The following is a 25,943-nucleotide window of genomic DNA, read 5'->3' as shown; positions in this document are numbered from 1 at the left end:
AGGTGAGCGATCAGCGCTGAAAGTTGAGCATCCGCTCCAGCGGCTTCAGCGCTTGCTGGCGCAGCGCGTCATCGACAAACACTTCGCCGGTGCCTTCGCGCAGCGAGCCGGCAAGGTTATCCAGCGCGTTCATTGCCATCCACGGGCAGTGCGCGCAGCTACGGCAGGTCGCGCCGTTACCCGCGGTGGGGGCTTCAAACAGCGTCTTCTCCGGCACCGCTTGCTGCATCTTAAAGAAGATACCGCGATCGGTGGCCACGATGAGCTTATCGTTGGGCAGCGTTTGCGCCGCCTTGATCAGCTGCGAGGTCGAGCCCGCGACGTCGGCGAGCTGTACCACCGGCTCGGGCGATTCGGGGTGAACGAGCACCGCCGCCTCCGGGTAGAGGCGCTTTAAATCCTCGACGCCCTTGGCCTTAAACTCTTCGTGAACGATACAGGCGCCATCCCACATCAGCATATCGGCGCCGGTTTTTTTCTGGATATAGCCACCTAGGTGCTTATCCGGTGCCCACAGGATTTTTTCGCCTTTCGCCTGCAGGTGCTCAATCACGTCCACCGCGATGGATGAGGTTACCACCCAGTCGGCGCGCGCTTTCACCGCCGCTGACGTGTTGGCGTAGACCACCACGGTACGGTCAGGGTGCGCATCGCAAAACGCGCTGAACTCATCCGCCGGGCAGCCGATGTCCAGCGAGCAGGTCGCTTCCAGCGTGGGCATCAACACACGCTTTTCAGGCGAGAGAATCTTGGCCGTCTCGCCCATGAACCGCACGCCGGCTACCACCAGGGTGGTGGCGTCGTGTCGGGCGCCAAAGCGGGCCATTTCGAGGGAGTCCGCCACGCAACCGCCGGTCTCTTCGGCCAGCTGCTGAATGGCATCGTCGGTATAGTAGTGCGCCACTAGCACGGCATTATGCGCTTTCAGCAGGCGCTTGATCTCTTCGACGCGCGCCTCATCTTCGGCAGGAATCCGCGTGGGGCAGTATGCACTGGGAAGCTGCGTATCGAGCTCCGCTTGAGAAGTCATAATCGTCATCGTGTCTACCACTGTGACAAACAGGGAATCCCCCTGTTGAGCATCAACCGCAGCGAATGCGCTCCGCATGCGCCGCGCCTTTGTCGGCTGACCGCTGCGTCTATCGCCATGGCCCGCCTAAATCGTTCTGCAATCTTAGACCATTGTGCTGTCAAAATGTTGCACACTGCAAGGGCAAAGTGTCATACGCACGTCACATGCAGAGTCGCGATTTTCTTATCTACACAGCAAAACGCCCCTGACAGCAACCTGTCAGGGGCGTTGAATTTGGTGGGTCGTGTAGGATTCGAACCTACGACCAATTGGTTAAAAGCCAACTGCTCTACCAACTGAGCTAACGACCCTTTCTAGCGCTTTTGCGGTTTTACATTATTCGGAATTGGTGGGTCGTGTAGGATTCGAACCTACGACCAATTGATTAAAAGTCAACTGCTCTACCAACTGAGCTAACGACCCGTCCGAACGGATGCATATCTTACGGATAGCGCCTTTCATCCGCAAGCCTTTTTTCGCCTTTCGTCCTATTTTTATCGCTTAACGGCGCTTATTCTTATGCATACCCGGCTTGCGCATCGCTTGCACGGGGCGACGCTTGTTCTTGTCGCGGCTCCAACGGTTCTTCTCGTCCGGCGTCAACTCCGGCACTTTGCGCGACGCCAAGCCCGCTAGGGTGGCCAGATCATCCACTTCTTCCTGACCCAACTCGACCCATTCACCCGCTTTGGCGCGCTTGTCGAGGAAGATATTGCCGTAGCGCACGCGCTTCAAACGGCTCACCGTCAGCCCTTGCGACTCCCACAAGCGGCGCACCTCGCGGTTACGGCCTTCGAGAATCACCACGTGGAACCAGGTATTGATGCCTTCGCCGCCGAACTCCTGCACATCGGTAAAGCGCGCGGGGCCGTCTTCCAGCATCACGCCGTCCACCATTGCGACAATGTGCTCTTTTTTCACTTCGCCCATGACGCGCACGGCGTACTCGCGCTCGACCTGGGTGGAGGGATGCATGAGCCGATTGGCAAGCTCACCGTCGGTGGTGAACAGCAACAGGCCGCTGGTATTGATATCCAGCCGGCCAATGGCAATCCAGCGCTCGCCTTTCAAGCGTGGCAGGCGTTCGAACACGGTGCGCCGCCCTTCGGGGTCTTTGCGCGTACACAGCTCGCCTTCCGGCTTGTTGTACATGATCACCCGGCGCGGCGTCTCCTCTTCGGCGCGCAGCGCGACCGGGCGCTCGTCGAAGGTAACCTTGTCACGCGGCTCGATCCGATCGCCTAGCGTCGCCACCTGATTATTGACGCGCACTCGGCCATCGGCGATGGCTTTCTCCATCTCACGACGCGAGCCCAGCCCGGCGCGGGCGAGGACTTTTTGCAGCTTTTCGCTGGCGGCGGGGGCGGTGTTACTGTCCTGATTCATACTCATCTGATATCTCTTCTGTCAACGTGCGCCCGGGCTCATCATCGCCGCGCTGCGCACGTGCCGCGAGCCTTGCTTCCAAATCGGCAAAGCTCAGCGGCGAGGTTAACGCCGTCTCGGCGTGGGGTTCAGCCTTCTCGGCTGTCTCAGGGGGCGCATCCTGCCGCGTTTTGGCGTCGGCGTCCAGGGGTGTTTCGTGATCTTGCTCCCCCTGCGCGGTGAGCGCATGCATCGGCGGCAACCCTTCCAAGGTTTTCAGGCCAAAATCGTCCAGAAAGGTGCGCGTGGTGGCGTACACGGCAGGGCGCCCCGGCACATCGCGGTGCCCCACCACGCGAATCCAGCCGCGCTCCATCAGCGTGCGCACAATCGAACTCGACACACTCACCCCACGCACCTCTTCGATATCGCCGCGGGTGACCGGCTGGCGGTAGGCAATCAGCGCCAGCGTCTCTAACAGCGCGCGCGAGTAGCGCTGCGGGCGTTCGTCCCAGAGCCGGGACACCCAGGGCGAAAGCCGAGGACGAATACGCAGCTGGTAGCCCGAGGCGGTCTCGATAAGCTCTAGGGCACTGCTTACGTGGCGGCGCTGCAAACGCGAAAGCGCCTGTTTAATATCGCTACGCGGCGGACACTCGTCATCCAGAAACAGCGTTTCCAGCCGCTCAAGCGCCAGGGGCTCACCGGCAGCGAGCAGCGCGGCTTCGAGAATATCGTCAAGACTGATGGCCAAATGCTCGCTCACGTCATCCCCTCAAACGGGCTTTCATCAAACGGACTCTCCTCAAACGGGCTCCCCTCTGAAAAGGCCGCCTCGTCTTCCCCGGTGTCGCCACCCTCCTTTGCGTCAGCGCCCTCTTGGCGTGCGCGCACATGGATAGGGGAAAGCGGAGCATTTTGGACGATCTCGATCATGGCTTCTTTCGCCAACTCCAAAATGGCCATGAACGTGACCACTACCCCAGCCCGCCCCTCCTCTAGGGCGAAAAGCGTCTCGAAAGGGGTGTAGCCACCGGGCGCGCGCTGTAGCTGCTCCATGATCGCCAGCATCCGCTCACGGGTGGAGAGCACCTCGCGACTGATATGGTGTGTCTGGGTCAGCTCGGCGCGCTTGAGCAGCCCGGCGAGCGCGCCGAGAAGCTCGTCTAACTCGACCTCTGGGTGAACGACCCGCGACTCCAGCGGCGGCAACCCTGCCTGCACGCTAAACCAGTCGCGGCCCATGCGTGGCAGCGTATCCAACGACTCAGCGGCCTCTTTAAGGCGCTCGTACTCCTGCAAGCGGCGGATAAGCTCGGCGCGCGGGTCCTCCTCGTCGTCGCCCTCCTCCTTGGGCTGGCGTGGCAGCAGCGTCCGCGATTTTATCTCCGCAAGCATGGCCGCCATCAGCAGGTATTCGCCGGCAAGCTCGATCTCCATCGCCTTCATCAGCTCGACATACTCGATGTACTGGTGGGTGATGGCGGCGACATTAATCGCGAGAATATCGAGGTTTTGACGCCGAATAAGGTACAAAAGCAGATCCAGCGGCCCTTCAAAAGCCTCCAGAAACACCCGTAGTGCCGCCGGGGGAATATACAGATCCTCCGGAAGCTGGGTAATCGGCTCGTCAAATAGCCGCGCCACGGCCTCGGTCAGCGCCGCATCGGCCTCGACGACAGGTTCGCTTGCTTCAGACGTCTCGCTCACGCGCATCGGCTCTCTGGTTGGTACACGTTAATACGCCTCCGCCGCTTTACGAAAGCGCCCTTGGTAGTCAAACAGCTTATCGCGGATTTGAAAATGGCGCCCGACCTTACGCCCAACGACAAAGTCCGGGTGGCGCAGGCGGCGCTGTTCGCTGACCACCTCTTCGGGTGTCGTTGGCTGCCACCTACTTCCCGGGGCGCGTAGGTGGTCGCGCAGGAAGGCGGCGTAAAACGCGCGCCGCTGGGCCGGCGTTTCCAGCGCAAACCACTCGGAAAGCGTCGTGCCATCTTCATCAAAGTAGGTCACCTTCAAGCGCGGCAGCCCGCGCCCGTTGGTGGTGGCGTCAAGCTGCATACCGCTCACCCTCAGCACGCGGGCGTCTTTAAGCTTCAAGGCGTCCTTGAGCTTGTCGTCGGCGTCGACCAGAAGCTTTCGGCAGCCGTGGCAGCGGCGCGCGGCGATGTCATTCTCAGCGCCGCACTCCCCACAGACTTTGAAGCGAAAGCGGAAGTCACACTGGCGCGACTTTCCCGCTTCTGCGTCGACAAGCCCCTGGCAGCGACGGCCGAAATGCTCGATCAAAAGCTCTCCGTCGCGCTTGCCCCAAAAAAGATTGGCATGCCCGCAGGCGGGGCATTCTACCTGCACCGGCTCGCTGTCGCTATCGGGCTTGGGCTCGCCCACTTCCGGCGCGTAAAGATCCCAGGGGTTGCCGGCGTAATCCAGAATCAGGCAGTCCGTTTTGCCCGGCGACAGGCGCAATCCACGCCCAACGATCTGCTGATAGAGGCTCACCGATTCGGTGGGCCGCAGTATCGCGATCACATCCACGTGCGGCGCATCGAACCCGGTGGTCAGCACCGCGACGTTAACCAGGTATTTGATGTCTCGCGCTTTAAACGCCGCGATTAAGCGCGTGCGGGTCTGCGATTCGGTCGCCCCGGTGATCAGCGCCGCTTGCCCATCCGGCAGATACCCCATGATCTCCTCGGCGTGGGCGACCGTGGCGGCGAAAATCATCACCCCCTCGCGCGCCTTAGCGTGCTCAATAATATCGGCGATAATCTGCGGCGTGGCGCGGTTTCCGGCCACCACGCGGTTAAGCGCTTCCTCGCGAAAGACACCGTGGCTGCCCGGCGAAAGCGCGGAAAAATCGTAGTGCGCCACCGCCATATCGCGTCGCTCGGGCTTGGCCAGGTAACCCTGCTTGACCATCAGCCTCAGCGGCTGCTCGAACACGCAGTCGCGAAAGAAAGCGTCGTCGCGTCCGCGCACCATGCCGTGATGGTGGCGGTGGTAGATAAATCCCTGCCCCAATCGATACGGCGTGGCGGGTAGCCCGAGAATCTTAAACCCGGGGGTATGCGTTCGCAGGGGGGCGATCACCTGACGGTAGCTGGCATTGTCATCCAGCGAGACGCGGGGACACTCATCAATCACCAGCAGGGGAAAGCCGGCATCGTCGAAGCTTGCCAAGTTGCGCACCACCGACTGTACCGAGCCAAACACCACCTGACGCGCGGCCTCTTTGCGCTTGAGCCCGGCGCTGAAGATATCGGCCTCTAGCCCATAGGCCTCGTATTTAGCGTGGTTCTGCGCCACCAGCTCGCGCACGTGCGCCAGCACCAGCACGCGCCCCCGGGCGAGCCGCGCCAGCTCGGCAATCACCAGCGACTTGCCGCTGCCGGTGGGCAGCACCACCACGCCAGGCTCACTGGATTGGCGAAAATGCGCCACCACGCGTTTGACCGCCTCCTGCTGATAGGGGCGCAGTACTGGCGGAGATACGGGTGGCGGTGACGATAAAGGCGGCCCAGGGGCCGCCTTTTGCTCGTGGCTGACAGGCATCGCGTTCGTTATTCGCCCGCGTTAACCCAGCCAGACGCGGGCGTTGCGGAACAGCCGCAGCCAGGCGCCGTCTTGGGTCCACTCAGCGGGGCGCCAGGAGTTGGTGACCGCCCGGGTTACCCGCTCGGGGTGCGGCATCATGATGGTGACGCGGCCGTCCGGCGTGGTCAGCCCGGTAATGCCCGAGGGCGAGCCGTTGGGGTTGGCCGGGTAGCGCGTCGTGGCCTGGCCGTAGTTGTCGATGTAGCGCAGGGCAATCTGGCGGCTCGACTGCATGGTGCGCAGGTGGGCGCTGTCGCGGAACTGCGCCCGACCTTCACCGTGCGCCACGGCGATGGGCAACTGGGAGCCCTCCATGCCGGCGAGCAGAATCGATGGGCTCTGCTCCACGCGCACCATCGCCACCCGCGCTTCGAACTGCTCCGATTCGTTACGCACGAAATCGGGCCAATCGTCGGCGCCGGGAATCAGCGACTTTAGCTGCGACAGCATCTGGCAGCCGTTGCACACGCCTAGCGAGAAGCTATCGTCACGCTGAAAGAAGGCGGAGAACTGCTCGCGGGCGCGCGCGTTGAACAGCACCGATTTCGCCCAGCCACCGCCGGCGCCGAGCACGTCGCCGTAAGAGAAGCCACCGCACGCCACCAAGCCCTTGAACGCATCCAGCGACACTCGGCCTTCAAGAATATCGCTCATGTGTACGTCGACGGCGTCGAAGCCCGCTTTATCGAATGCCCAGGCCATCTCCACCTGGCCATTGACCCCCTGTTCGCGCAGGATCGCCATCGCCGGCTTGGCCGTGTTGACGAACGGCGCGGTAATGTCCTCGTCGACCTCGAACGTCGGCGTGGCAAAGAGCCCCGGGTCGCGGGCATCGAGCAGGTTATCGAATTCGTTTTTGGCGCACTCGGGGTTATCGCGCAGCGCCTGCATGCGGTAGCTGGTCTCCGACCAGGTGCGCTGGGTCAACTGGCGGGTGGTTTCCAAAAGCGGCTCTTCAAACAGCGTCACGCGCACCTGGTCGTCGTAGCGTGGGCGCGCGATCACGCCGCAAGTTTCAATGCCTGCGGCGGCGAACTGGGCCAGCGTCGTCTCGGTGTCGGCACGATTGACTTGAATGACCGCGCCGAGCTCCTCAGAAAACAGCGCGTTAAACGCCTCCACTGGCTCGTCGATCAGCCAGTCGAGTTTGATTTCAAGCCCGGCGTGAGCGGCGAAGGCCATCTCCAGAAGCGTCACCAGCAGGCCGCCGTCGCTACGGTCGTGATAGGCGAGCAGCTTGCCGTCGCGATTCAAGCCTTGAATCACCTCAAAAAACGCTTTGATGTCCTCGGGGTCATCGACGTCCGGGCACGCGTTGCCCACCTGGCCGTAGACCTGCGCCAAGGCGGAGCCGCCGATACGGTTCTGGCCGTTGCCCAGATCGATCAGGATGAGGTCCGACTCTTCCTGCTCCACGTTGATCTGCGGGGTCAATGTGGCCATGGCATCGGTGACCGGGGCAAAGCCGGTCACCACCAGCGAGAGCGGCGAGGTCACGCTCTTCTCCTCGGTCTCCCCTTTGGGGTTTTCGGCCTGCCAGGCGGTGCGCATCGACATCGAGTCCTTGCCCACCGGGATGGCGATTCCCAGTGCCGGGCAGAGCTCCATCCCCACGGCGTACACGGCGTCATAAAGCGCCTGATTCTCGCCGGGGTGGTCGGCCGCGCTCATCCAGTTGGCGGAGAGCTTGATATCACTGAGCTTGGCAATCGGTGCGGCCGCGAGGTTGGTAATCGCCTCGGCCACGGCGAGCCGTGCGCTCGCGGCCGGGTCGATCAGCGCCACCGGCGGACGCTCGCCCATCGCCATCGCTTCGCCGGCGTGGGTGTCAAAGCTCGCCGTGGTCACGGCCACATCGGCCACCGGCACTTGCCACGGGCCGGCCATCTGATCGCGGGCGACTTGTCCGGTGATGGAGCGGTCGCCAATGGTGATCAAAAAGCTTTTCGAGGCCACCGTGGGCAGGCGCAGCACCCGATCCAGCGCTTCGCGCAGGTCCAGATTGTCCAGCATGACGCCGGAGAGTTCCGGCGTGTGGCGGCTGAATTCGCGCTGCATTTTCGGTGGTTTACCGAACAGCACGCTCATGGGCAAATCGACCGGCTGGCTATCAAAATGGCCATCGCGGACTTCCAGATGGTGCGCCTCGGTCGCCTCGCCCACCACCGCATAGGGGCAGCGCTCGCGCTGGCAAAGCGCATCAAAGGTCGCCAGGTCGTCCGGCGCCACGGCGAGCACATAGCGCTCTTGCGCTTCGTTGCACCAGATTTCCAGCGGGCTCATGCCCGGCTCGGCGTTGGGCACCGCGCGAATATCAAACCGCCCGCCGCGACCGCCGTCCTTGACCAGCTCCGGCAAGGCATTGGAGAGCCCGCCCGCGCCCACGTCGTGGATAAAGCGAATGGGGTTTTGCTCGCCTAGCGCCCAGCAGCGATCGATCACTTCCTGGGCGCGACGCTCGATTTCAGGGTTTTCCCGCTGTACCGAGGCAAAGTCGAGATCGGCACTGGAGACGCCCGAGGCCATGCTGGAGGCCGCGCCGCCGCCAAGGCCAATCAGCATCGCCGGACCGCCCATCACGATCAGCTTGCCGCCCACCGGGATATCGCCCTTCTGGACGTGGTGGGCGCGAATGTTGCCGTAGCCGCCGGCGAGCATGATCGGCTTGTGGTAGCCGCGACGCTCGATGCCGCCCTCGTTGAGCGACTCCTGCTCGTAGGTGCGGAAATAGCCGGTCAGGTTGGGCCGACCAAACTCGTTGTTGAACGCCGCGCCGCCAATCGGGCCATCGAGCATAATCTGCAAAGCCGACTGCATGCGCTCCGGCTTGCCGTAGTCAAACGCCTCCCACGGCTGAACAAACTCAGGGATACGCAGGTTGGAGACGGTAAAGCCGGAAAGCCCCGCCTTGGGCTTGCCGCCGATGCCGGTGGCGCCCTCGTCGCGGATCTCACCGCCGGAGCCGGTCGCAGCCCCCGGGAAGGGCGCGATCGCCGTGGGGTGGTTGTGGGTCTCCACCTTCATCAGGATATGGATCGGCTCCTGATGAGCGGTGTACTGCGCGCGCTCGCCCTCCGCGCCGGTCAGCGGCGCAGGGAAAAAGCGCCCCGCGTAGGCGCCCTTGATGACCGCGGCGTTATCGCTATAGGCGGAGAGCACGTTATCGGGCGATGAGGCAAAGGTGTTTTTGATCATCTTGAACAGCGAGTACGGCTGCGCTTGCCCGTCGATCACCCAGTCGGCGTTGAAAATCTTGTGCCGGCAGTGCTCGGAGTTGGCCTGAGCGAACATCATTAGCTCGACGTCGGTGGGATTGCGGCCCAACTCCTGAAAGGCGTCCACCAGATAGTCAATTTCATCCTCGGCCAGTGCCAGCCCCAGCTCGCCATTGGCCGTGGCAAGCGCCTCGCGCCCACCTTCCAGCACATCCACGCGCCCAAGCGGTGCCGGGTCGTGATGGACAAAGAGCTTGGCCGCATCGGAGGCGTCGAACAGCACGGTTTCGGTCATGCGGTCGTGCAGCAGGGCCACCAGGGCGGTGTACTCCTCCTCGTCCGGCGGCGAGCGGAAACTCACCCGATAGTCGATGCCGCGCTCAATACGCGCCACGCCCTCAAGGCCGCAGTTATGGGCGATATCGGTGGCCTTGGAGGACCAGGGCGACTGCGTCCCGATACGCGGCACCACCAGAAAACGCGACGCGCCGCTGAGTGGCTCAACCGGCTCGTCGCCCTGCGCGTCCTTAGACGCGTTTTGGGCGCCGTTTTGGGAATAGTCCAGAAGCTGAGCTAACCGCTCGCGGGCGGGGCTATCCAGTTCGCCGTGGTGGTCGATGAAGTGGACGTAGTCCGCCGTCAACGCCTCGACCTCGGGCACACGCTCACGCAGCGTTTCCAGTAACCGGGCATGACGGAAAGCAGATAGGGCGGGCGCGCCTCGCAGTTCGAGCATATCTGGGAGCCTCTAAAGCAGGAAAAAGGTTCTGGGTAACGTTCTAGTAGGAAATTACCAGGCCGCAAAGCGGCCCTCTGTCATGACACTGATGGCACCCTATGATACTGGAAAGCGCGGAGCAGACGAAATCGACAAGATGACAGCCCGGCTCGGCCTGGGTATCGTGACGCCATGACCCATGCCGATTGGATGCCATGCTAACGCTGATTTGCCGCCATTTTTCTGCCCAGGCCAGCTTCTATTACGCGCTTATCGCTGTGATCTTACTGGTAATGGTGCCGTCCATTTCGCTGCCTCCGTCCGGTGAGCACTTAAACCACCTTCAAGAGCGTGGCTTTATGACAGTGCATACCCGCACCTCGCCCACGACCTATTACGAGGGCAGCCGCGGTCCCACCGGTTTCGAGTACGAACTGATGCGCCGCTTCGCCGACTACCTAGGCGTAAGCTTAAACCTCGATGCCAGCCACCATTTGGACAGCGTGCTTCCAGCGGTGCGCGAACGGGGCGACCTTGGCGCGGCGGGGCTGCCGCTCGCGCCTACCACTCCTGGCATTCACTTCACTCGGCCGATCATCCAAATGCAGCCGCTTTTGGTCTATCGTCGGGGGCTACACGGCATTGATGAGCCGGCCGACTTGATCGGACTGGAGGTGGGCACCTTAAGCGGGGCGGGGACCTCGGCCAACCTGCGCGCACTTCAGGCCGACCACCCGGCACTGAGTTGGAAAGAGACCAACGAGCTCGAAGTGGCCGAGCTGCTGGTCCAAATCGAAAACGAAAGCCTCGACGCGGCGGTGATCTTTGACCATCAGTTTCGTCTCAACCGGCTCTTTTTTCCCAACGTGGAGCGGGGGTTTTTTATAGGCGACCCCATCTCCATGGCCTGGGCGGTGCCCAGCGGCCGCGGACTCGGCTTTTTGCGGGCGGCCAACCGCTTCCTTCAGGATCTGCAGGAGAGCGGCACGCTTGAAAGCCTCACCGCGCGCTACTTCGGTCACGATGATTATCTTGAGTACGTGAGCACCCGCACGTTTTTATCGCACCTCGATGCGCGCCTGCCGCGCTATGAGCCGCTGTTCAAACAGGCCGCCAGCGAAACCAACTTTGACTGGAAGCTGCTGGCCGCGCTCGGCTATCAGGAGTCACACTGGGACCCGGATGCGGTCTCGCCCACCGGGGTGCGGGGGCTAATGATGCTCACCCGCCCCACGGCCAAAGAGATGGGCATCGACAACCGCCGCGACCCGGCGCAGAGCATCGACGGCGGCGCACGCTATCTCCGCCACCTCATTGGACGTCTTCCCGACAGCATCACCGGCGATGACCGTATCTATATGGCGTTAGCGTCTTACAACGTCGGCTTGGGCCACCTTTACGACGCACGCAAAATCACCGAAATGCGCGGCGGCGACCCAAACAGCTGGGCGGATGTACGCGAGTCACTGCCGCTTTTGCAGCAGCGCAAGTGGCATAGCCAAACCCGCCACGGCTATGCGCGCGGCGGTGAACCCGTCATTTATGTGCGCAATATCCGGCGCTATTATGAAATGCTCGAGTACGTGGAACGCAGCCGTCGGCAGTTCTTCCAGCTTGAGCAAACGCCGGTCAACGATGACGCTCTGTTACTCTTCGATCTCGTGCCGCCGCTTAACTAATTCGAGGCCCGCATGACCTTACCCCGCCGCCCTGTCACATGGTTACTCCTGCTCACCAGCGCGGCGGTGGCGGCGGGATTAGCGTCTGCGCCTAACCTCACCACCTTTGCCCTCATCGCCTCCACCCTGGCGCTATGGGCAAGCCTTGCCCGGCACGCCTTTTTATCCCGCGCCCTGGCGGCCCTCACCTTGGTGCTCCTACTGCCGGGACTCGTTAGCTATGTCACCCCAGAAGCGTGGATCGGCACCGCACGGTGGCAAGCGTGGGCCAGCGCGCTCCTTGCGCCAACCACGCTCGAAACATGGCGAGCGCCGCTTTTAGCGACGCTAACGCTGATGCTACTGGCGCTCAGCCTGCTGCTGCGCCTGCGCGCCCGCCTCGGGGCGCCTTTGCTGCTGGCTGCCGCGCTTTTGCTGCTCTGTACCCAGTTGATTGACCTTCTCATTGGCCACGACCCGCCCACCCTGCTGCACTACAACGCAAGCGGCAGCCCCCTTTTGGCGTTGGCCTTGATGATCGCCACCCAGATAGCGCTTGTTTGGTCCCACTGGCGCGAAAAACGCTACGTGGTCAGTGCGTTATGGCCCGCGCTTGTCTTATTGCTGCTCGCCTTACTGTTGTGGCAACAGCAGCACCGCTATGCGGAGTCGGTGCTTTATCAACGTACCCACGCCGAAGGTGAGGAACTTATCGACCGTTTTGTCGAGGATATCCAGGCGCACCGCCAAGCAATGCGGCGCTTCTCGCAGTTCTGGCAACTGCTCAATGATGCGCCAAGTGCCCAGCAGTGGGCCCAGCAAGCGGCCGACTATCACGCCGATTTTCGCTACTTCCTGAATATCGCCTTCATCGACAGCGACAGCCACGTCAAGCACGTTTATCCGCCCACGCTGCTCAACCGTAATATCCAGGGGCAGCGACTGTTCGACGCCCAGCCTCAAGGCCGACAAGCCTTGGCCCCGGCGCTGGAGGGTAAAAGCGAAAACAGCACCGGTCTAGTAGAGCTTCTTCAGGGCGGCCCTGGCATCATCTACTACTGGCCGATCAAAACCGCCGACCAGGCACCCGTGGGCGCAGCCGCGATGGCGATAAGTATTCCCATGCTGGCGGATATCCTATTTTCTCCCCTCGACCCGGCGCATGGCGTGCTTCGCTGGCACGATAACGGCAACGTGCTGGCGCGTTTTGGCACCTCGTCTCATCCCGGCCCTTGGCAGCACCACTACGCTCTTGAGCTCGGCCAGGAGCCGCTGACGCTGACACGCCAACTCAATCGCGATTACCTACTTAGCCAAATGCCACGCCTGCCCTCCATCGGCTTAAGCATCGCGCTGGTGCTGGCGTATTTGCTCTACCTTGTGCTCTATACGTTCAAGCGCCTGGGGGAGCAGCACCGCGCGATGCACTTTAGCAACCGCATGCTGCAACTGGAGATCGACAAGCGCAGCAAACTGCAAAAAGAGGTGGAGTGGCTAGCGCGCCACGACGAGCTAACGGGGATCGCCAATCGCCGCCACTTTTTAGAGCAGGTCCGCGATAACACACAGGCGCTCCCGCTAAGCCTGATTCTTTGCGATATCGACCACTTCAAGCGTATCAACGACCAGCTAGGGCACTTGGTGGGCGACGCGCACTTGGAGGCGATCGCGCAACTGGGCGCAAGCTTGATAAAGGCGCACGGTGGAATGTTCGCCCGCTACGGCGGCGAGGAGTTTATCGCCTGGCTGCCGCAAGTGGACCACCCGGAAGCGTTTGCGATTGCCGACATCCTGCGCAAGCAGGTGATAGCGCTAAACCTCTACCACGCCGATGGCGCGCCGCTGACGCTTAGCGCGGGAGTGGTGACCCATGCCCAGGGTGAGATGGATATGTCGCAGTTGATGCAGGCCGCCGACGAGGCGCTCTACCGCGCCAAAGCGCAGGGGCGCAATCGCGTCGCCAGCGCCCATCCGACGCCTTAGTCACGGCGGCGGGCAAAAAACGCTTGCAGTAGCCGTTTCGATGGCGCTTTTAGTACGCCCCCGGTGACCGTGACCTGGTGGTTAAACCACGGCTGGGCGAGTAGATTGGCCTTGGACTCCACCATGCCCGTGCGCGGCTCCGCCGCGGCGTAAACCAGGCGCTTGAGGCGCGCGTGTACAATGGCCCCCGCGCACATCATGCATGGCTCTAGCGTGACAAACAGCGTGCATCCGTCCAGACGATAGTTGCGTGTTTTTTCACCCGCGGCGCGCAGGGCCAGAATTTCGGCATGGGCGCTAGGGTCGCAGCCCGCCACCGGCGCATTGTAAGCCGCCGCCACCACCTCGCCATCGGGAGCCACCACCACCGCGCCCACCGGCACCTCGCCCGCCGCCAAGGCGAGATGCGCCTGATCGAGTGCCCGGTGCATGTAAAATTCATCGCTGCGCATGGGCGCAAACTCCGTTATGGTAGGCCAAACGCCCGTATGATAGCGATAAGAATACCGTTCAAGGAACCCTCTCTTTATGACTGACTCCCTCAACGAGCTTGTCGACCTGCTCAACCTCGAACCGCTAGAGGAAACCCTGTTCCGCGGGCAGAGCCAAGATTTGGGCTTGCCCCAGCTTTACGGCGGCCAAGTTCTTGGTCAGGCACTCGCCGCCGCGTCCGCCACCGTTCCTTCCGAGCGCCGCCCGCACTCGCAACACGGCTACTTCTTGCGCCCGGGAGATTCCCACCGTCCGGTGGTTTACCAGGTCGACACCGTCCGCGACGGCGGAAACTTTACCACCCGCCGGGTCACGGCGATTCAAAAGGGGCGGCCGATTTTTTTCTGCAGCGCTTCGTTTCATACGCCGGAACCCAATCCAATCGCTCACCAGTGCCAAATGCCTGAAGTGCCGACACCGGAGGCGCTGATCGACAGCGGCCAAGCGCACTACTCGCGCTTTAAAGGCCACCCAGGCGAATTTTTGTACCTCCCCGGCAAGCTCGATGGCCATCTGCCGGCCGAGCGTTGCCTGTGGTTCCGCTTTGTCGGGGCGCTTCCCGACGATGCACCGTTGCACCGCCACCTGCTCTCCTACGCGTCGGATTTCAACTTGCTCACCACCGGGCTTTTACCCCAGGGGGTGGCGTACACCGACCCCAAACTGCGCATCGCAAGCCTCGATCACGCCCTGTGGCTGCATAACGACGCCCGCCTGGACGACTGGCTGCTCTACGTCACCGACTCGCCCTGGGCGGGCGGCGCCCGGGGGCTGGCGCGCGGGCATATCTATAACCGCGAGGGGCTTTTGATCGCCTCAACCGCGCAGGAGGGGTTGATGCGCCTGCACGACGCGCCGATTCGTTAACCCCCAAAACGCCCACGCCCGCTGATTAGCGGGCGTGGGTGTTGGGATAAAGGCTTTTAGCAACGACAGTGGGCGTCTTAGGCGCTCAGGCGCCGTACACCTCATTGATGTTTCTCAGCGGATAGTGCGACGGGTAGGGCTTGCGTGCAACGCCGGAGTCGACCGCGGCTTGTGCCACGGCGGAAGAGACACGATCCAGCAGGCGGATATCCACCGGCGTGGGGATAATGTACTCGCGCCCGAAGCTCATGGATTCGCTCTCGTAGGCATCAAGCACCTCTTGGGGCACCGGCTCGCGGGCCAGGTCCTTGAGCGCATGCACCGCCGCGACCTTCATCGCCTCGTTTATTCGCGTGGCACGCACGTCCAGCGCGCCACGGAAGATAAACGGGAAGCCCAGCACGTTGTTGACCTGGTTAGGAAAATCAGAGCGGCCGGTAGCCATGATCACATCTGGGCGCGCTTCGCGGGCGACATCGGGATGGATTTCTGGGTCAGGGTTGGTGCAGGCGAAAATCACCGGGTCCGCCGCCATCTTCTTGACCTGCTCGGCGGAGAGAAGCCCCGGCCCGGATAGACCGACGAACACATCGGCACCGTCGATGGCGTCATCGAGGGTGCGCATCTCGGTATCCAGCGCAAACTCGGCCTTGTAGGCGTTGATGCCCTCGCGATTTTTATGGATCACCCCACGGCGGTCGAGCATCACCAGGTTCTCTCTGCTCGCGCCACAGGCCAGCAGCAGGCGCATGCAGGCAATCGCCGCGGCGCCGGCGCCCATGCAGACAATCTTCACGTCTTCGATGTTTTTGCCGGCGATATCCAAGGCGTTGAGCATGCCGGCGGCGGTCACAATCGCGGTACCGTGCTGATCGTCGTGAAACACCGGGATATGGCAGCGCTCGATCAGAGCCTTCTCGATTTCAAAGCACTCCGGCGCTTTGATGTCCTCCAGGTTAATGCCTCCCCAGGTATCGGCGATGCGCGCCACGGTATCGATGAATGCCTGCGGGTTCTCCGCGTCCACTTCGACATCCACCGAATTAATTCCGGCAAAGCGCTTAAACAGCACCCCCTTGCCCTCCATGACCGGCTTGCTCGCCATCGGGCCGAGATTCCCCAGGCCCAGGATGGCGCTACCGTCAGAGATAACGGCGACAAGATTGCCCTTGCCCGTATAGCGGTAAGCATTTTCTGCATCGCGGGCTATTTCACGCACCGGCTCCGCCACGCCAGGGCTGTACGCCAGGGCGAGATCCCGCCCGGTGGCCGTTGGCTTGGTTAACTCAACCGAGAGCTTACCGGGGATAGGTTTGGCGTGATAATCCAAAGCCGCCTGCTTAAATGCATCCGTCATGGTGGTGTCCGTTAGCGTTGAAATTAAATCGTTTTTTTAGAGTATAGAAAAACCCCCAGGGCCTCAAGCGCCACCACCTCACTGACACAAAAACGGACGTTTAACCGGTTTTACCTTCTTTTTCACGCCATTTCGGTGTTATTTACTGAAACTTATGCAAAAACACCCTAGCCATAACGCATTCCTTATCGTTTCGGGGTAAAATTTATGGAAATTTATTCCAAAAGCAAAAAGCGCGCATAAAAAAACCCCCAGCCAAAGCCGGGGGTTTCTGTCAGCCCTTGAACGTAAAAGGCTGAACGCGATATCGACGCGGCGTTTAACGCTTGATCGCGGCACCAAAACGCTTGTTAAAGCGCTCGACACGGCCACCGGTGGTCGCTTGCTTCTGCTTGCCGGTGTAGAACGGGTGGCAGTTAGAGCACACGTCCAAGTTGAAGCCTTCGTTGGACGTTGAGCCAACCTGGAACTCAGCACCGCAAGAGCAAGTCGCGGTGACCGTGTTGTATTTTGGATGGATACCCTGTTTCATCTTGAGCCTCGTTGCGCTGTATGCCGCCACCTGATCACCTGCCAGGCACCGCATACGGGTTTTAAAAAAAACGATTAACCGGTTAATCGCTTAAATCGCCTTGATTCAAGCGGCCGCGCATTCTAGCAAACCTAACGCCGGAGGCCAATTGCCACGCACTCAGTCGTCACGTACTCAGTCGTCAAGTGCCCAGTCACCGCGTACGCTGCCTGACACATCGCCCATCCTGCGCGTGGCGCTCCCCTCACCGCTGCGGCGCCTGTTTGACTACCTGCCCGGCGCAGCGGTTCCCGCTGGCGGTTGGCAGGCGGGAGACGCGTATAAGAGACAGGCCCTGGACTCCACCATGCCCGTGCGCGGCCCCCCCGCCGCGACCCCGGCCGCGTGCTGGTGCAAACGCTCCACCCCGACGACCCCCACCTAGGGCGACTGGCTGAACACGGTTACGGCGCGCTGGCACGTGACTTGCTTGAAGAGCGCCGCCAAGCGCAGCTGCCGCCGTTTAGCTTCATGGCGCTTTTGCGCGTGGAGAGCCCCCAGGTGGAGGCCGCCACCGCGCTGGCGCAGGCGGCCGCACGCACGCTTCGCCACTGGATCGACGCCCAGCAGAGCCCGGTGCGCTGCTTGGGCCCGGTACCGGCGCCCATGGAGCGGCGCCAAAACCGCTACCACCTGCATGTGATGCTCAACGCCACTAAGCGCAGCCAGCTCCATGAGGCGGCCAGTGTACTGGTGCAGTGGCTGGAGCAGAGCCCTGAAGCGCGCCGGGTGCGCTGGTCGCTGGACATTGACCCGCAGAGCCTGACCTGACACGGCGGTTTGAAAGTGATCGCCAATCGCCGATAATACGCCCCTTATCGATGCGCGCCCGTTACCAGCGCCCGCGCACGCCGCCACCGACGTTACCCGGATACTTCTTACATGAAAGACACCATTGTTTCTCTGCTCGAAGGCGCCGTTGCCGCGCTCAAGCACCAAGGCGTGCTGCCCGACGAGCTTGCGCTTGTCATCAAGGTCGACCCCACCAAAGACAAAGCCCACGGCGATTACGCCACCAACATCGCGCTGGCGATGGCCAAACCGGCGGGTATGAAGCCGCGCGAGCTGGCCGAGACGCTGATCGACGCCCTGCCGGAAAGCGCCGCCGTGGAGAAAATCGAGATCGCCGGCCCCGGTTTTATCAACTTCTTTGCCGCCACCGACGCCGCCGCGCAAGTCGTGGCGCAGGTACTCGACTGCGGCGACACCTTCGGCCGCAGCATGATCGGCAAGGGCGAAAAGGTGCAGGTCGAGTTTGTCTCCGCCAACCCCACCGGCCCCCTGCACGTCGGCCACGGCCGTGGTGCGGCGATCGGCGACTGTCTCTGCCGGCTGCTCGAAGCGACCGGCTATGACGTTACCCGCGAGTTCTACTACAACGACGCCGGCGCGCAGATCCAAAATCTCGCCCTTTCCGTGCAGGCGCGCGCCCAGGGCCTTGGCCCCGACGACGCCGGCTGGCCGGCGGACGGCTATCGCGGCGAGTACATCGTCGATGTCGCCAACGACTACCTGGCGGGCAAAACCGTCACCGCCGACGACCGCGAAGTCTCCGCCATCGGCGACCCCAACGATCTTGACGCGATTCAGGCCTTCGCCGTGGCGTGGCTGCGCCGCGAGCAGGATTTAGACCTCAAGGCGTTCGGCGTTGAGTTTGACGTCTATTTTCTTGAGTCGTCGCTCTACGAAGAGGGCAAGGTCGAGGCCACCGTTGAGAAGCTGATCCGCGGCGGCCACACCTATGAAGAGGACGGCGCGCTGTGGCTGCGCACCACCGACTTCGGCGACGATAAAGACCGCGTGATGCGCAAGCGCGAGGGGGGCTACACCTACTTCCTGCCCGATGTCGCCTATCACCTGGATAAGTGGCAGCGCGGCTTCAAGACCGTGATCAACGAACAGGGTGCCGACCACCACTCCACCGTGACCCGCGTACGCGCCGGCCTGCAAGCGCTGGAAGTGGGCATTCCCAAGGGCTGGCCGGATTACGTGCTGCACCAGATGGTGATGGTGACCCGCTCGGGGGTGGAGGTAAAACTCTCCAAGCGCGCCGGCAGTTACGTCACCGTGCGCGATTTGATCGACGAAGTGGGCCGCGATGCCACGCGCTTTTTCCTCGCCGCGCGCCGCGCCGATTCGCAGCTCACCTTTGATATTGACCTGGCCCGCTCGCAGTCCAACGACAACCCGGTGTACTACATTCAGTACGCTCACGCGCGGGTCTGCAGCATGCTGCGCAAAGCCCAGGACGCCGAGCAGCCGTTCGACCACGACTTGGCGCTGGCTAATCTGGCGCTGCTCGAAAGCGACCAGGAGAAAGCCGTGATCAACCGCCTGGCACGCTTTCCCGAAGTGGTCGAAAACGCCGCCAAAAACCGCGAACCGCAACAAGTCGCGCAGTACTTGCTCGACCTCGCGGGCGATTTCCACACCTGCTACAACGCGGTCAAGGTGATGGTCGATGACGACGCCACCCGTAACGCCCGTTTGAGCCTGGGGCTGGCGACGCGCCAAGTGCTGCGTAACGGCCTGGATTTGATGGGTGTTAGCGCGCCCGAGGAGATGTAACCCATGGCCACCCCGCGCAAAAAGCCCGCGCGCCGCGGCGCCACCAACCAACGCAAAAAGCCCGCCAAAACCCAGGCGAGCTGGCGGGTGCCCGGCTGGCTCTGGGGGCTTCTGGGCATGGCCGCGGGGTTCTTTTTGGCCCAGCATCAACATGGCACCGCGCCGTGGCAGACGCCGCCGGACGATTCGCCCCAAGCGACGGTGATCTCCAAGGAGGCGCGCGACGCCCAAGAAGCCGCCCGTGAAACCGAGCAGGCGGCCGAGCCCTCCATGCCGACGTTTGAATTTTACACGCTGCTGCCGGAGACCGAGGTCATCGCCCCCGGCGGCGCCCCTGCTTCCAGCGTAAACCGCCCCGAGGCAACGGCGGTGATCAGCGAGGAGACGGCCGAGGAGCAGCCCGCGGTAAGCGCGGATGACCCCATCGCCCAAGTCATTGCCGCCAACAGCGACGAGATCCCCTCCCGGGCGAATGCGCCGTCCGAGACGCCGCCGGGACGCTATATGCTGCAAGCGGCCTCGTTTCGTGAGTTTGAGGATGCCGAGCAGTTGCGCCGCCGTTTGCGTAACTTAAGCCTGCTGGCGCAAATCAGCGAAGTGCAGGCCGGCGGCGACACCTGGCATCGGGTGCAGGTCGGCCCGTATGAAGACACCCGCGAACTCAATCGAGCGCAGGATTTGATGAACACCCAGGGCATCGAGCCGCTTTTGATCCAGCTACAGAACTGAAAATCGCTCCAGTGCATGCCGGCGGGCGGTTGATTTTTTATCGACCGCCCGCATTTTGTTGGGAATCGCTTTTTCAGCGGCCGCTTGACGGCCGATTCGTCATCGGGAGCACGCCTCCCACAAGGAGCCCTACTCCATGACTACGATTGTTTCCGTGCGCCGCGGCGACCAAGTGGCGCTGGCGGGTGATGGCCAAGTGTCGCTTGGCAACACCGTAATGAAGGGCAACGCCAGCAAGGTGCGCCGCCTTTACCGCGGCAAAGTGCTGGCCGGATTCGCCGGTGGCACCGCCGATGCCTTCACCCTGTTTGAGCGCTTTGAAGCGCAGTTAGAGAAGTACCAGGGCCATTTGACCAAGGCCGCCGTGGAGCTGGCCAAGGATTGGCGCACCGACCGCGCCTTGCGCCGCTTGGAAGCGCTTTTGGCCGTGGCCGATCATAGCGCCTCGCTGATCATTACCGGCAACGGCGATGTGGTCGAGCCCGAGCGCGGCATTATCGCCATTGGCTCGGGCGGCAATTTCGCCCTGGCAAGCGCCCGAGCGCTGCTGGAGAACACCGAACTCTCGGCACGCGAAATTACCGAGAAGTCGCTAGAGATCGCCGGTGACATCTGCGTGTTCACCAACCACCACGTCACGATGGAAGAGCTATAAGCCATGACTCAGATGACACCCCGCGAGATCGTTCACGCGCTGGATCAGTACATTATCGGCCAGCAAGATGCCAAGCGCGCCGTCGCGATCGCCCTACGCAACCGCTGGCGCCGCATGCAGCTCGACGCCGACCTGCGTACCGAAGTGACGCCCAAAAATATCCTCATGATCGGCCCGACCGGCGTGGGCAAAACCGAAATCGCCCGCCGCTTGGCGAAGCTCGCCCGCGCGCCCTTTATCAAGGTGGAAGCGACCAAGTTCACCGAAGTGGGCTACGTGGGCCGCGATGTGGAGTCGATCGTTCGCGATTTGATGGAGTCAGCCATCAAAATGGTCCGCGAGCAGGCCAAGGAGGAGGTCGGCCACCGCGCCGAAGACGCGGCGGAAGACCGCATCCTCGACGCCCTGCTACCGCCGCCCCGCGGACAGGAAGACCAGCCGCGTCAAGACAGCGGCACCCGCCAGACCTTCCGCAAAAAACTGCGCGAAGGCCAGCTCGATGATAAGGAGATCGATATCGAACTCTCCCAGCAGGGGCCGAGCGTGGATATCATGACCCCGCCGGGCATGGAGGAGATGACCCAGCAGCTCTCCAGCCTATTCTCCAACATGGGCCAGCAAAAACGCGAAACACGCCGTGTGACGGTCAAAGACGCCTTCGGCCTGTTGCGCGACGAGGAAGCGGGCAAGCTGGTCAACGAAGAGGATATCAAATCGCGCGCGGTGGAAGCGGTGGAGCAGCACGGCATCGTCTTCCTCGACGAGATCGATAAAGTCGCCAAGGGCAGCGGCCAGTCCAGCGGTGGCGACGTCTCCCGCGAGGGCGTGCAGCGCGACCTATTGCCGCTGATCGAGGGCTCCACGGTATCCACCAAGTACGGCATGGTGAAAACCGACCACATTCTGTTTATCGCATCAGGCGCATTCCACCTTTCTCGCCCGTCGGACTTGATTCCTGAGCTGCAGGGGCGCCTGCCGATTCGCGTCGAGCTTGACGCGCTCACCCCTGGGGATTTCAAGCGCATTCTCACCGAGCCGTCGGCCTCGCTCACCAAGCAGTATCAGGCGCTGCTGGCCACCGAAGGGTTGGATATCGAGTTCACCCCGGACGGCATCGAGCGCATCGCCGAGATCTCCTGGCAGGTCAACGAAGGCACCGAAAATATCGGCGCGCGGCGCCTGCACACGGTGATGGAGCGCCTGCTGGAAGAAGCCTCGTTCCGGGGCGGCGACATGGAGAGCCCGCTTGCGATTGACGCCGACTACGTCAACGCCCAGCTTGGCGAACTCGCGGTTGACGAGGACCTCTCGCGCTACATCTTGTAAGCCGTATGGGATAAATCGTCGCTTGTAAATCGTGGGGTAATCCGCCACTTTCAAACTGCCCAGCCTGGCTGGGCAGTTTATGTTCGTCCTTATCAAGGCCAGCTTCTCCCCTATCATCTTCTAGCCATGAGGCCCCGTCATGAGCGCTCCCACACCAACCCGCGTTCACTACCACCAAAAAGCCCGTGAACTTGAGCTTGGCTACGCCAACGGCGACAGCTACCGGCTGCCGATCGAACTTTTGCGCGTTTTCTCCCCCTCGGCGGAAGTGCGCGGCCACGGCGGCGACAGCGCCGTTTTGCAGGTCGGCAAAAAGCACGTTGGCCTGCAAAACATCACGCAAGCGGGCAACTACGCCCTCAAGCTGTATTTCGATGACGGCCACAATAGCGGTCTTTATAGCTGGAATTACCTATTTGATCTCGCCACCCATCAAGACGCCTACTGGCGCGACTATTTGCAGCGCTTGGAGGAGGCCGGCGCGTCCCGTGAGCCGCTGGGGATCGAGGTCAAGTCGGTCTAGGTAGGCGCAGACAAGCCGGGGCCGACAAGGCTACAATGGCGACCAACTCTTTCAATGACGGTTTCGCCGTCTCGACTTCGGGAGCTATTGCCCCATGAGCCCCACGGATAAGCGCACGACCCACTTTGGCTACCAGGAAGTGCCGCTGGACGAGAAAGCCTCGCGCGTCGCGGATGTGTTCCACTCGGTCGCCGCCCGTTATGACGTCATGAATGACCTGATGTCGATGGGTATTCACCGGCTATGGAAACGCTTAACCATCGAGCGCGCCGGGGTGCGCCCCGGCCATCAGGTACTGGATATCGCCGGCGGCACGGGCGATTTAACGCTTAAGTTTTCACACCTGGTCGGCCCACGCGGCAGAGTCGTGCTCGCCGATATCAACGCCTCAATGCTGCGCGTCGGGCGCGATAAGCTGATGGATAACGGCGTGGGCGGCAACGTCGAGTACGTGCAGGCCAACGCCGAGTGTTTGCCGTTCCCCGACAACAGCTTTGACTGCATCACCATTGCCTTTGGCCTGCGCAACGTCACCGATAAAGACGCCGCGCTGCGCTCCATGGCGCGCGTGCTCAAACCCGGCGGGCGCCTATTGGTACTCGAGTTCTCGCACCCCGATAACCCGCTGCTCTCCAAAGCATACGACGAATACTCCTTCCGCCTGCTGCCCCAAATGGGCAAGCTGGTCGCCGGCGACGCCGAGAGTTACCGCTACCTCGCCGAATCCATCCGCATGCACCCGGACCAGGAAACCCTCAAAGGCATGATGGAAGCCGCCGGCCTTGAGCGCGTGGAGTACACCAACTTGACCGGTGGAATTGTCGCGCTGCATCGCGGCATCAAGCTATGAAGCCGACAACGCCCGTATCGATCACACGACTACCGATGAAGCACGTCACGCAAGATTCAGCGACGACAGTGAGGTCAGCATGCTAGTAACGCCCGCCCTGTTATTGGCTGGCTGCGAGCGCACGCTAAACGCGCTGCTAGCCCGTGACCCCGCCGCCCCTTCACGCCTTGACGCCCTCGCCGGCAGCCGCTTGCTGATTCGCGTCGAGCAGCCGCAGCTGACGCTGTTGATGCACTTTCACCGCGGCGGTATCGATTTGCTGCGCGCCGACGACGTCGACGAAGCCGATGCCGACGCGGTGGTAGAACTGACGCCGGAGACGCTCTCCGAATGGATCAGCGGCGCCTCCATTGAGCGGCTGATGTTTGAAGGCAAGCTCTCCATTCGGGGCCGCACGCACCTTCTGGAAGCCACCCGCGAGCTTCTCACCGACCTGGATATCGACTGGGAGAGCGAGCTTGCCCGCTTTTTGGGTACGACACCTGCCCATTCGCTGGCCGAAGGCCTGCGCCGCGTCGCGCGCTGGGGGCTGCGCGCCAAAGACGAGCTGATGACGGATGTCTCCGAGTACGTGTTTGAAGAGGCGCGTCTGCTCCCCGGCCGCCAGCAGCGCGACGTGCTGCGCGATCATCTCACCGAGCTTGAGGTCGCCACCGACCGCCTGGAGGCGCGACTCAAGCGCCTACACCGACGCTTGACGCATGAGGCAGGAGAGACGCCGTCATGAGCCTACGTTTGATGCGCATCGGCTGGGTCATTGCCCGCCACCGCCTGGACACGCTGATCCCGATGGAGCGGCTGCCCTGGTGGATGCGTACGCTACTGTGGTTCTCACCGCTCAAGCTTTTCCCGCTGGATGAGCGCTCACGCGGCGAGCGCTTGCGCTTGGCCCTCGAAGGGTTGGGGCCAATTTTTGTCAAGCTCGGTCAGATGCTCTCGACCCGCCGCGACCTGCTGCCCGAAGACATCGCCGACGAACTCAAACGCCTGCAGGATCAAGTGCCCCCCTTCCCTGGCGATGTCGCCGTGGCCAGGATCGAAAAGCAGCTTGAAATGCCCCTTGGCGAAGCGTTCGCGAGCTTCGACCGCGTGCCGCTGGCCTCGGCCTCGATCGCCCAGGTCCACGCCGCTACCCTTCATAGCGGCGAGGAGGTGGTGGTCAAAATCATTCGCCCGGGCATTACCCGGGTGATGCGCCAGGACATCGCGCTGCTCTACCAGATCGCCAAGCTCCTCTCCAAGGTGCCCGAAGCGCGGCGTCTACGCCCGGTGGAAGTGATCCGCGACTACCAGTCGACGCTGTTCGACGAGCTCGACCTCTACAAGGAGGCCGCCAATACGTCGCAGCTCAAGCGCAACTTTAAAGACTCACCGCTTCTGTTCGTGCCGACCATCTACTGGCCGTTCACGCGGCGCCACGTCATGGTGCAAGAGCGCATTCGCGGCGTGCCGGTGGCGGATCTTGCCACGTTGAACGCCTGCGGCACCAACATGAAAAAGCTCGCCGAGCGCGGCGTGGAGATCTTTTTTACCCAGGTCTTTCGCGATAACTTTTTCCACGCCGACATGCACCCGGGCAATATCTTCGTCAACTGCGATGACCCGGAAGACCCGCAGTATATCGCCATCGACTGCGGCATTGTCGGCAGCCTCACCCGCGAAGACCAGGACTACCTTGCACGCAACCTGCTGGCGTTTTTCCACCAGGATTACTACGAAGTGGCCGCGCTGCATATCGAGTCAGGCTGGGTGGGAGAAAACACCCGGGCCAATGAGTTCGCCGCGGCGATTCGTACCGTGTGCGAGCCGATCTTGGAAAAACCGTTAAAAGACATCTCCTTTGGCCAGGTACTGCTGGGCTTATTTCAAACGGCGCGACGCTTTAACATGGAAGTCCAGCCGCAGCTGGTGCTGCTGCAAAAAACGCTGCTCAATATCGAGGGGCTTGGCCGCCAGCTCTACCCCGACCTGGATCTATGGAGCACGGCCAAGCCGTTTTTGGAGCGCTGGATGAAAGAGCGCGCGGGCGTGCGCGGGCTGTGGGACTCGCTCAAGCGCCAGGCGCCGGAGCTTTCCCACCAGCTACCGGAACTGCCGGTGCTGGCTCACCAGGCGCTTAGCCGCATGGAGCACGAACACCGCCAGCGCCAACATCAGGCCGGGGCGATCGCCTCGATACGTCAACAAATGGCGCGTCAGGGGAAGCGCTCCTACCGCCTGCGCTTGGGGCTTATCGTGCTGGCGCTGGCGCTGGCGTGGCAGCCGCTTGGCCAGTGGGCAGCGACGCAACAGTGGCCGGTACTCGCCGCCGGCGCGATCGGTTTACTGCTACTGGCGTGGAACTAGCCGCTTATTCGGCTGGCGCTTATTCGAAGGAATAAAGGACACGGACCA

At 62.2% G+C, this 25,943-nt stretch carries 21 protein-coding genes, 2 tRNA genes and 1 pseudogene; 13 read left to right on the top strand and 11 right to left on the bottom strand.

Going from position 1 to position 25,943, the window contains the following annotated elements:
- Window positions 1-10: 10 nt before the first annotated feature.
- The 8 genes from nadA to purL form a co-directional block, all read right to left on the bottom strand.
- Entirely contained in the window at window positions 11-1,039 is a 1,029-nt protein-coding gene (gene nadA / locus BQ9846_RS09200) for a quinolinate synthase NadA (RefSeq protein WP_075881715.1), read from the bottom strand.
- Window positions 1,040-1,307: 268 nt separating this feature from the next.
- Window positions 1,308-1,383: transfer RNA gene (locus BQ9846_RS09195), tRNA-Lys, on the bottom strand.
- Window positions 1,384-1,419: 36 nt separating this feature from the next.
- Window positions 1,420-1,495: transfer RNA gene (locus BQ9846_RS09190), tRNA-Lys, on the bottom strand.
- 78 nt (window positions 1,496-1,573) lie between these two features.
- Complete coding sequence (gene rluB, locus BQ9846_RS09185; protein WP_075881713.1) at window positions 1,574-2,458, bottom strand: 23S rRNA pseudouridine(2605) synthase RluB; 885 nt, start codon at window positions 2,456-2,458, stop codon at window positions 1,574-1,576.
- Window positions 2,442-3,203, bottom strand: coding sequence for an SMC-Scp complex subunit ScpB (scpB, locus tag BQ9846_RS09180; RefSeq protein WP_075880690.1), 762 nt, complete (start codon window positions 3,201-3,203; stop codon window positions 2,442-2,444). The genes rluB and scpB overlap by 17 nt, the downstream gene beginning before the upstream one ends.
- A complete protein-coding gene (locus tag BQ9846_RS09175; protein ID WP_075881714.1) occupies window positions 3,200-4,147 on the bottom strand; it encodes a segregation and condensation protein A in 948 nt (315 codons plus the stop codon). Before BQ9846_RS09175 ends, scpB begins: the two co-directional genes overlap by 4 nt.
- Window positions 4,148-4,174: 27 nt before the next feature.
- A complete protein-coding gene (gene radD, locus BQ9846_RS09170) occupies window positions 4,175-5,995 on the bottom strand; it encodes a DNA repair helicase RadD (protein ID WP_083651543.1) in 1,821 nt (606 codons plus the stop codon).
- A gap of 21 nt (window positions 5,996-6,016) precedes the next feature.
- Window positions 6,017-9,988 (bottom strand): phosphoribosylformylglycinamidine synthase, encoded by a 3,972-nt coding sequence (gene purL / locus BQ9846_RS09165; RefSeq protein ID WP_075880689.1) that lies wholly within the window; start codon window positions 9,986-9,988, stop codon window positions 6,017-6,019.
- Window positions 9,989-10,185: 197 nt separating this feature from the next.
- Between purL and mltF the strand changes: the two genes are divergently transcribed.
- Together mltF and BQ9846_RS09155 are read left to right on the top strand one after the other, a co-directional pair.
- The gene (gene mltF / locus BQ9846_RS09160; RefSeq protein WP_075880688.1) at window positions 10,186-11,649 is read left to right on the top strand and encodes a membrane-bound lytic murein transglycosylase MltF; all 1,464 of its coding nucleotides are present in this window, start codon (window positions 10,186-10,188) and stop codon (window positions 11,647-11,649) included.
- 12 nt (window positions 11,650-11,661) lie between these two features.
- Window positions 11,662-13,611, top strand: a complete 1,950-nt coding sequence (locus BQ9846_RS09155) for a GGDEF domain-containing protein (protein WP_075880687.1) — start codon at window positions 11,662-11,664, stop codon at window positions 13,609-13,611.
- On the opposite strand, the gene tadA is transcribed toward BQ9846_RS09155, so the two are convergent.
- A complete protein-coding gene (gene tadA, locus BQ9846_RS09150) occupies window positions 13,608-14,063 on the bottom strand; it encodes a tRNA adenosine(34) deaminase TadA (protein ID WP_075880686.1) in 456 nt (151 codons plus the stop codon). The genes BQ9846_RS09155 and tadA overlap by 4 nt on opposite strands.
- A gap of 76 nt (window positions 14,064-14,139) precedes the next feature.
- Between tadA and BQ9846_RS09145 the strand changes: the two genes are divergently transcribed.
- Window positions 14,140-14,970 carry an acyl-CoA thioesterase gene (locus tag BQ9846_RS09145; RefSeq protein WP_075880685.1) on the top strand — a complete coding sequence of 277 codons (831 nt, stop codon included), beginning with the start codon at window positions 14,140-14,142 and terminating at the stop codon, window positions 14,968-14,970.
- 85 nt (window positions 14,971-15,055) lie between these two features.
- Here BQ9846_RS09145 and BQ9846_RS09140 read toward each other — a convergent pair whose 3' ends face one another.
- Both BQ9846_RS09140 and rpmE read right to left on the bottom strand, forming a co-directional pair.
- Window positions 15,056-16,327, bottom strand: a complete 1,272-nt coding sequence (locus BQ9846_RS09140) for a malic enzyme-like NAD(P)-binding protein (protein WP_075880684.1) — start codon at window positions 16,325-16,327, stop codon at window positions 15,056-15,058.
- Between the two features lie 319 nt (window positions 16,328-16,646).
- Window positions 16,647-16,859: a 50S ribosomal protein L31 gene (gene rpmE / locus BQ9846_RS09135; protein ID WP_075880683.1), complete on the bottom strand. Its 213-nt coding sequence runs from the start codon at window positions 16,857-16,859 to the stop codon at window positions 16,647-16,649.
- Window positions 16,860-17,007: 148 nt separating this feature from the next.
- Here rpmE and BQ9846_RS16555 point away from each other — a divergent pair, with 148 nt between their 5' ends.
- From BQ9846_RS16555 to ubiB, 10 genes and pseudogenes are all read left to right on the top strand, one after another.
- Entirely contained in the window at window positions 17,008-17,283 is a 276-nt protein-coding gene (locus tag BQ9846_RS16555; protein WP_144049404.1) for a hypothetical protein, read from the top strand.
- A pseudogene (locus tag BQ9846_RS09130) lies at window positions 17,235-17,669 on the top strand (primosomal protein N'); the annotation flags it as partial. The gene BQ9846_RS16555 and the pseudogene BQ9846_RS09130, both read left to right, overlap by 49 nt.
- 111 nt (window positions 17,670-17,780) lie before the next feature.
- On the top strand, window positions 17,781-19,466 hold the full coding sequence (gene argS, locus BQ9846_RS09125; protein ID WP_075880682.1) for an arginine--tRNA ligase: 1,686 nt from the start codon (window positions 17,781-17,783) through the stop codon (window positions 19,464-19,466).
- A gap of 3 nt (window positions 19,467-19,469) precedes the next feature.
- A complete protein-coding gene (locus BQ9846_RS09120) occupies window positions 19,470-20,195 on the top strand; it encodes an SPOR domain-containing protein (protein WP_075880681.1) in 726 nt (241 codons plus the stop codon).
- Between the two features lie 136 nt (window positions 20,196-20,331).
- Entirely contained in the window at window positions 20,332-20,850 is a 519-nt protein-coding gene (gene hslV / locus BQ9846_RS09115) for an ATP-dependent protease subunit HslV (RefSeq protein WP_075880680.1), read from the top strand.
- Between the two features lie 3 nt (window positions 20,851-20,853).
- On the top strand, window positions 20,854-22,176 hold the full coding sequence (hslU, locus tag BQ9846_RS09110) for an ATP-dependent protease ATPase subunit HslU (RefSeq protein WP_075880679.1): 1,323 nt from the start codon (window positions 20,854-20,856) through the stop codon (window positions 22,174-22,176).
- Window positions 22,177-22,315: 139 nt separating this feature from the next.
- Window positions 22,316-22,699 (top strand): gamma-butyrobetaine hydroxylase family protein, encoded by a 384-nt coding sequence (locus BQ9846_RS09105; protein WP_075880678.1) that lies wholly within the window; start codon window positions 22,316-22,318, stop codon window positions 22,697-22,699.
- Window positions 22,700-22,793: 94 nt separating this feature from the next.
- Window positions 22,794-23,549 carry a bifunctional demethylmenaquinone methyltransferase/2-methoxy-6-polyprenyl-1,4-benzoquinol methylase UbiE gene (ubiE, locus tag BQ9846_RS09100; RefSeq protein WP_075880677.1) on the top strand — a complete coding sequence of 252 codons (756 nt, stop codon included), beginning with the start codon at window positions 22,794-22,796 and terminating at the stop codon, window positions 23,547-23,549.
- A gap of 79 nt (window positions 23,550-23,628) precedes the next feature.
- Window positions 23,629-24,276 (top strand): ubiquinone biosynthesis accessory factor UbiJ, encoded by a 648-nt coding sequence (locus tag BQ9846_RS09095; protein WP_075880676.1) that lies wholly within the window; start codon window positions 23,629-23,631, stop codon window positions 24,274-24,276.
- Window positions 24,273-25,895 carry a ubiquinone biosynthesis regulatory protein kinase UbiB gene (gene ubiB / locus BQ9846_RS09090; RefSeq protein ID WP_075880675.1) on the top strand — a complete coding sequence of 541 codons (1,623 nt, stop codon included), beginning with the start codon at window positions 24,273-24,275 and terminating at the stop codon, window positions 25,893-25,895. The genes BQ9846_RS09095 and ubiB overlap by 4 nt, the downstream gene beginning before the upstream one ends.
- The last annotated feature ends 48 nt before the right edge of the window (window positions 25,896-25,943 follow it).

It is taken from the genome of Vreelandella massiliensis, from assembly GCF_900155385.1.
In the GTDB taxonomy this organism is placed as follows: domain Bacteria; phylum Pseudomonadota; class Gammaproteobacteria; order Pseudomonadales; family Halomonadaceae; genus Vreelandella; species Vreelandella massiliensis.
Note: the sequence above shows the minus strand (reverse complement) of the source record. Positions and strands in the feature narration are given on the sequence as shown.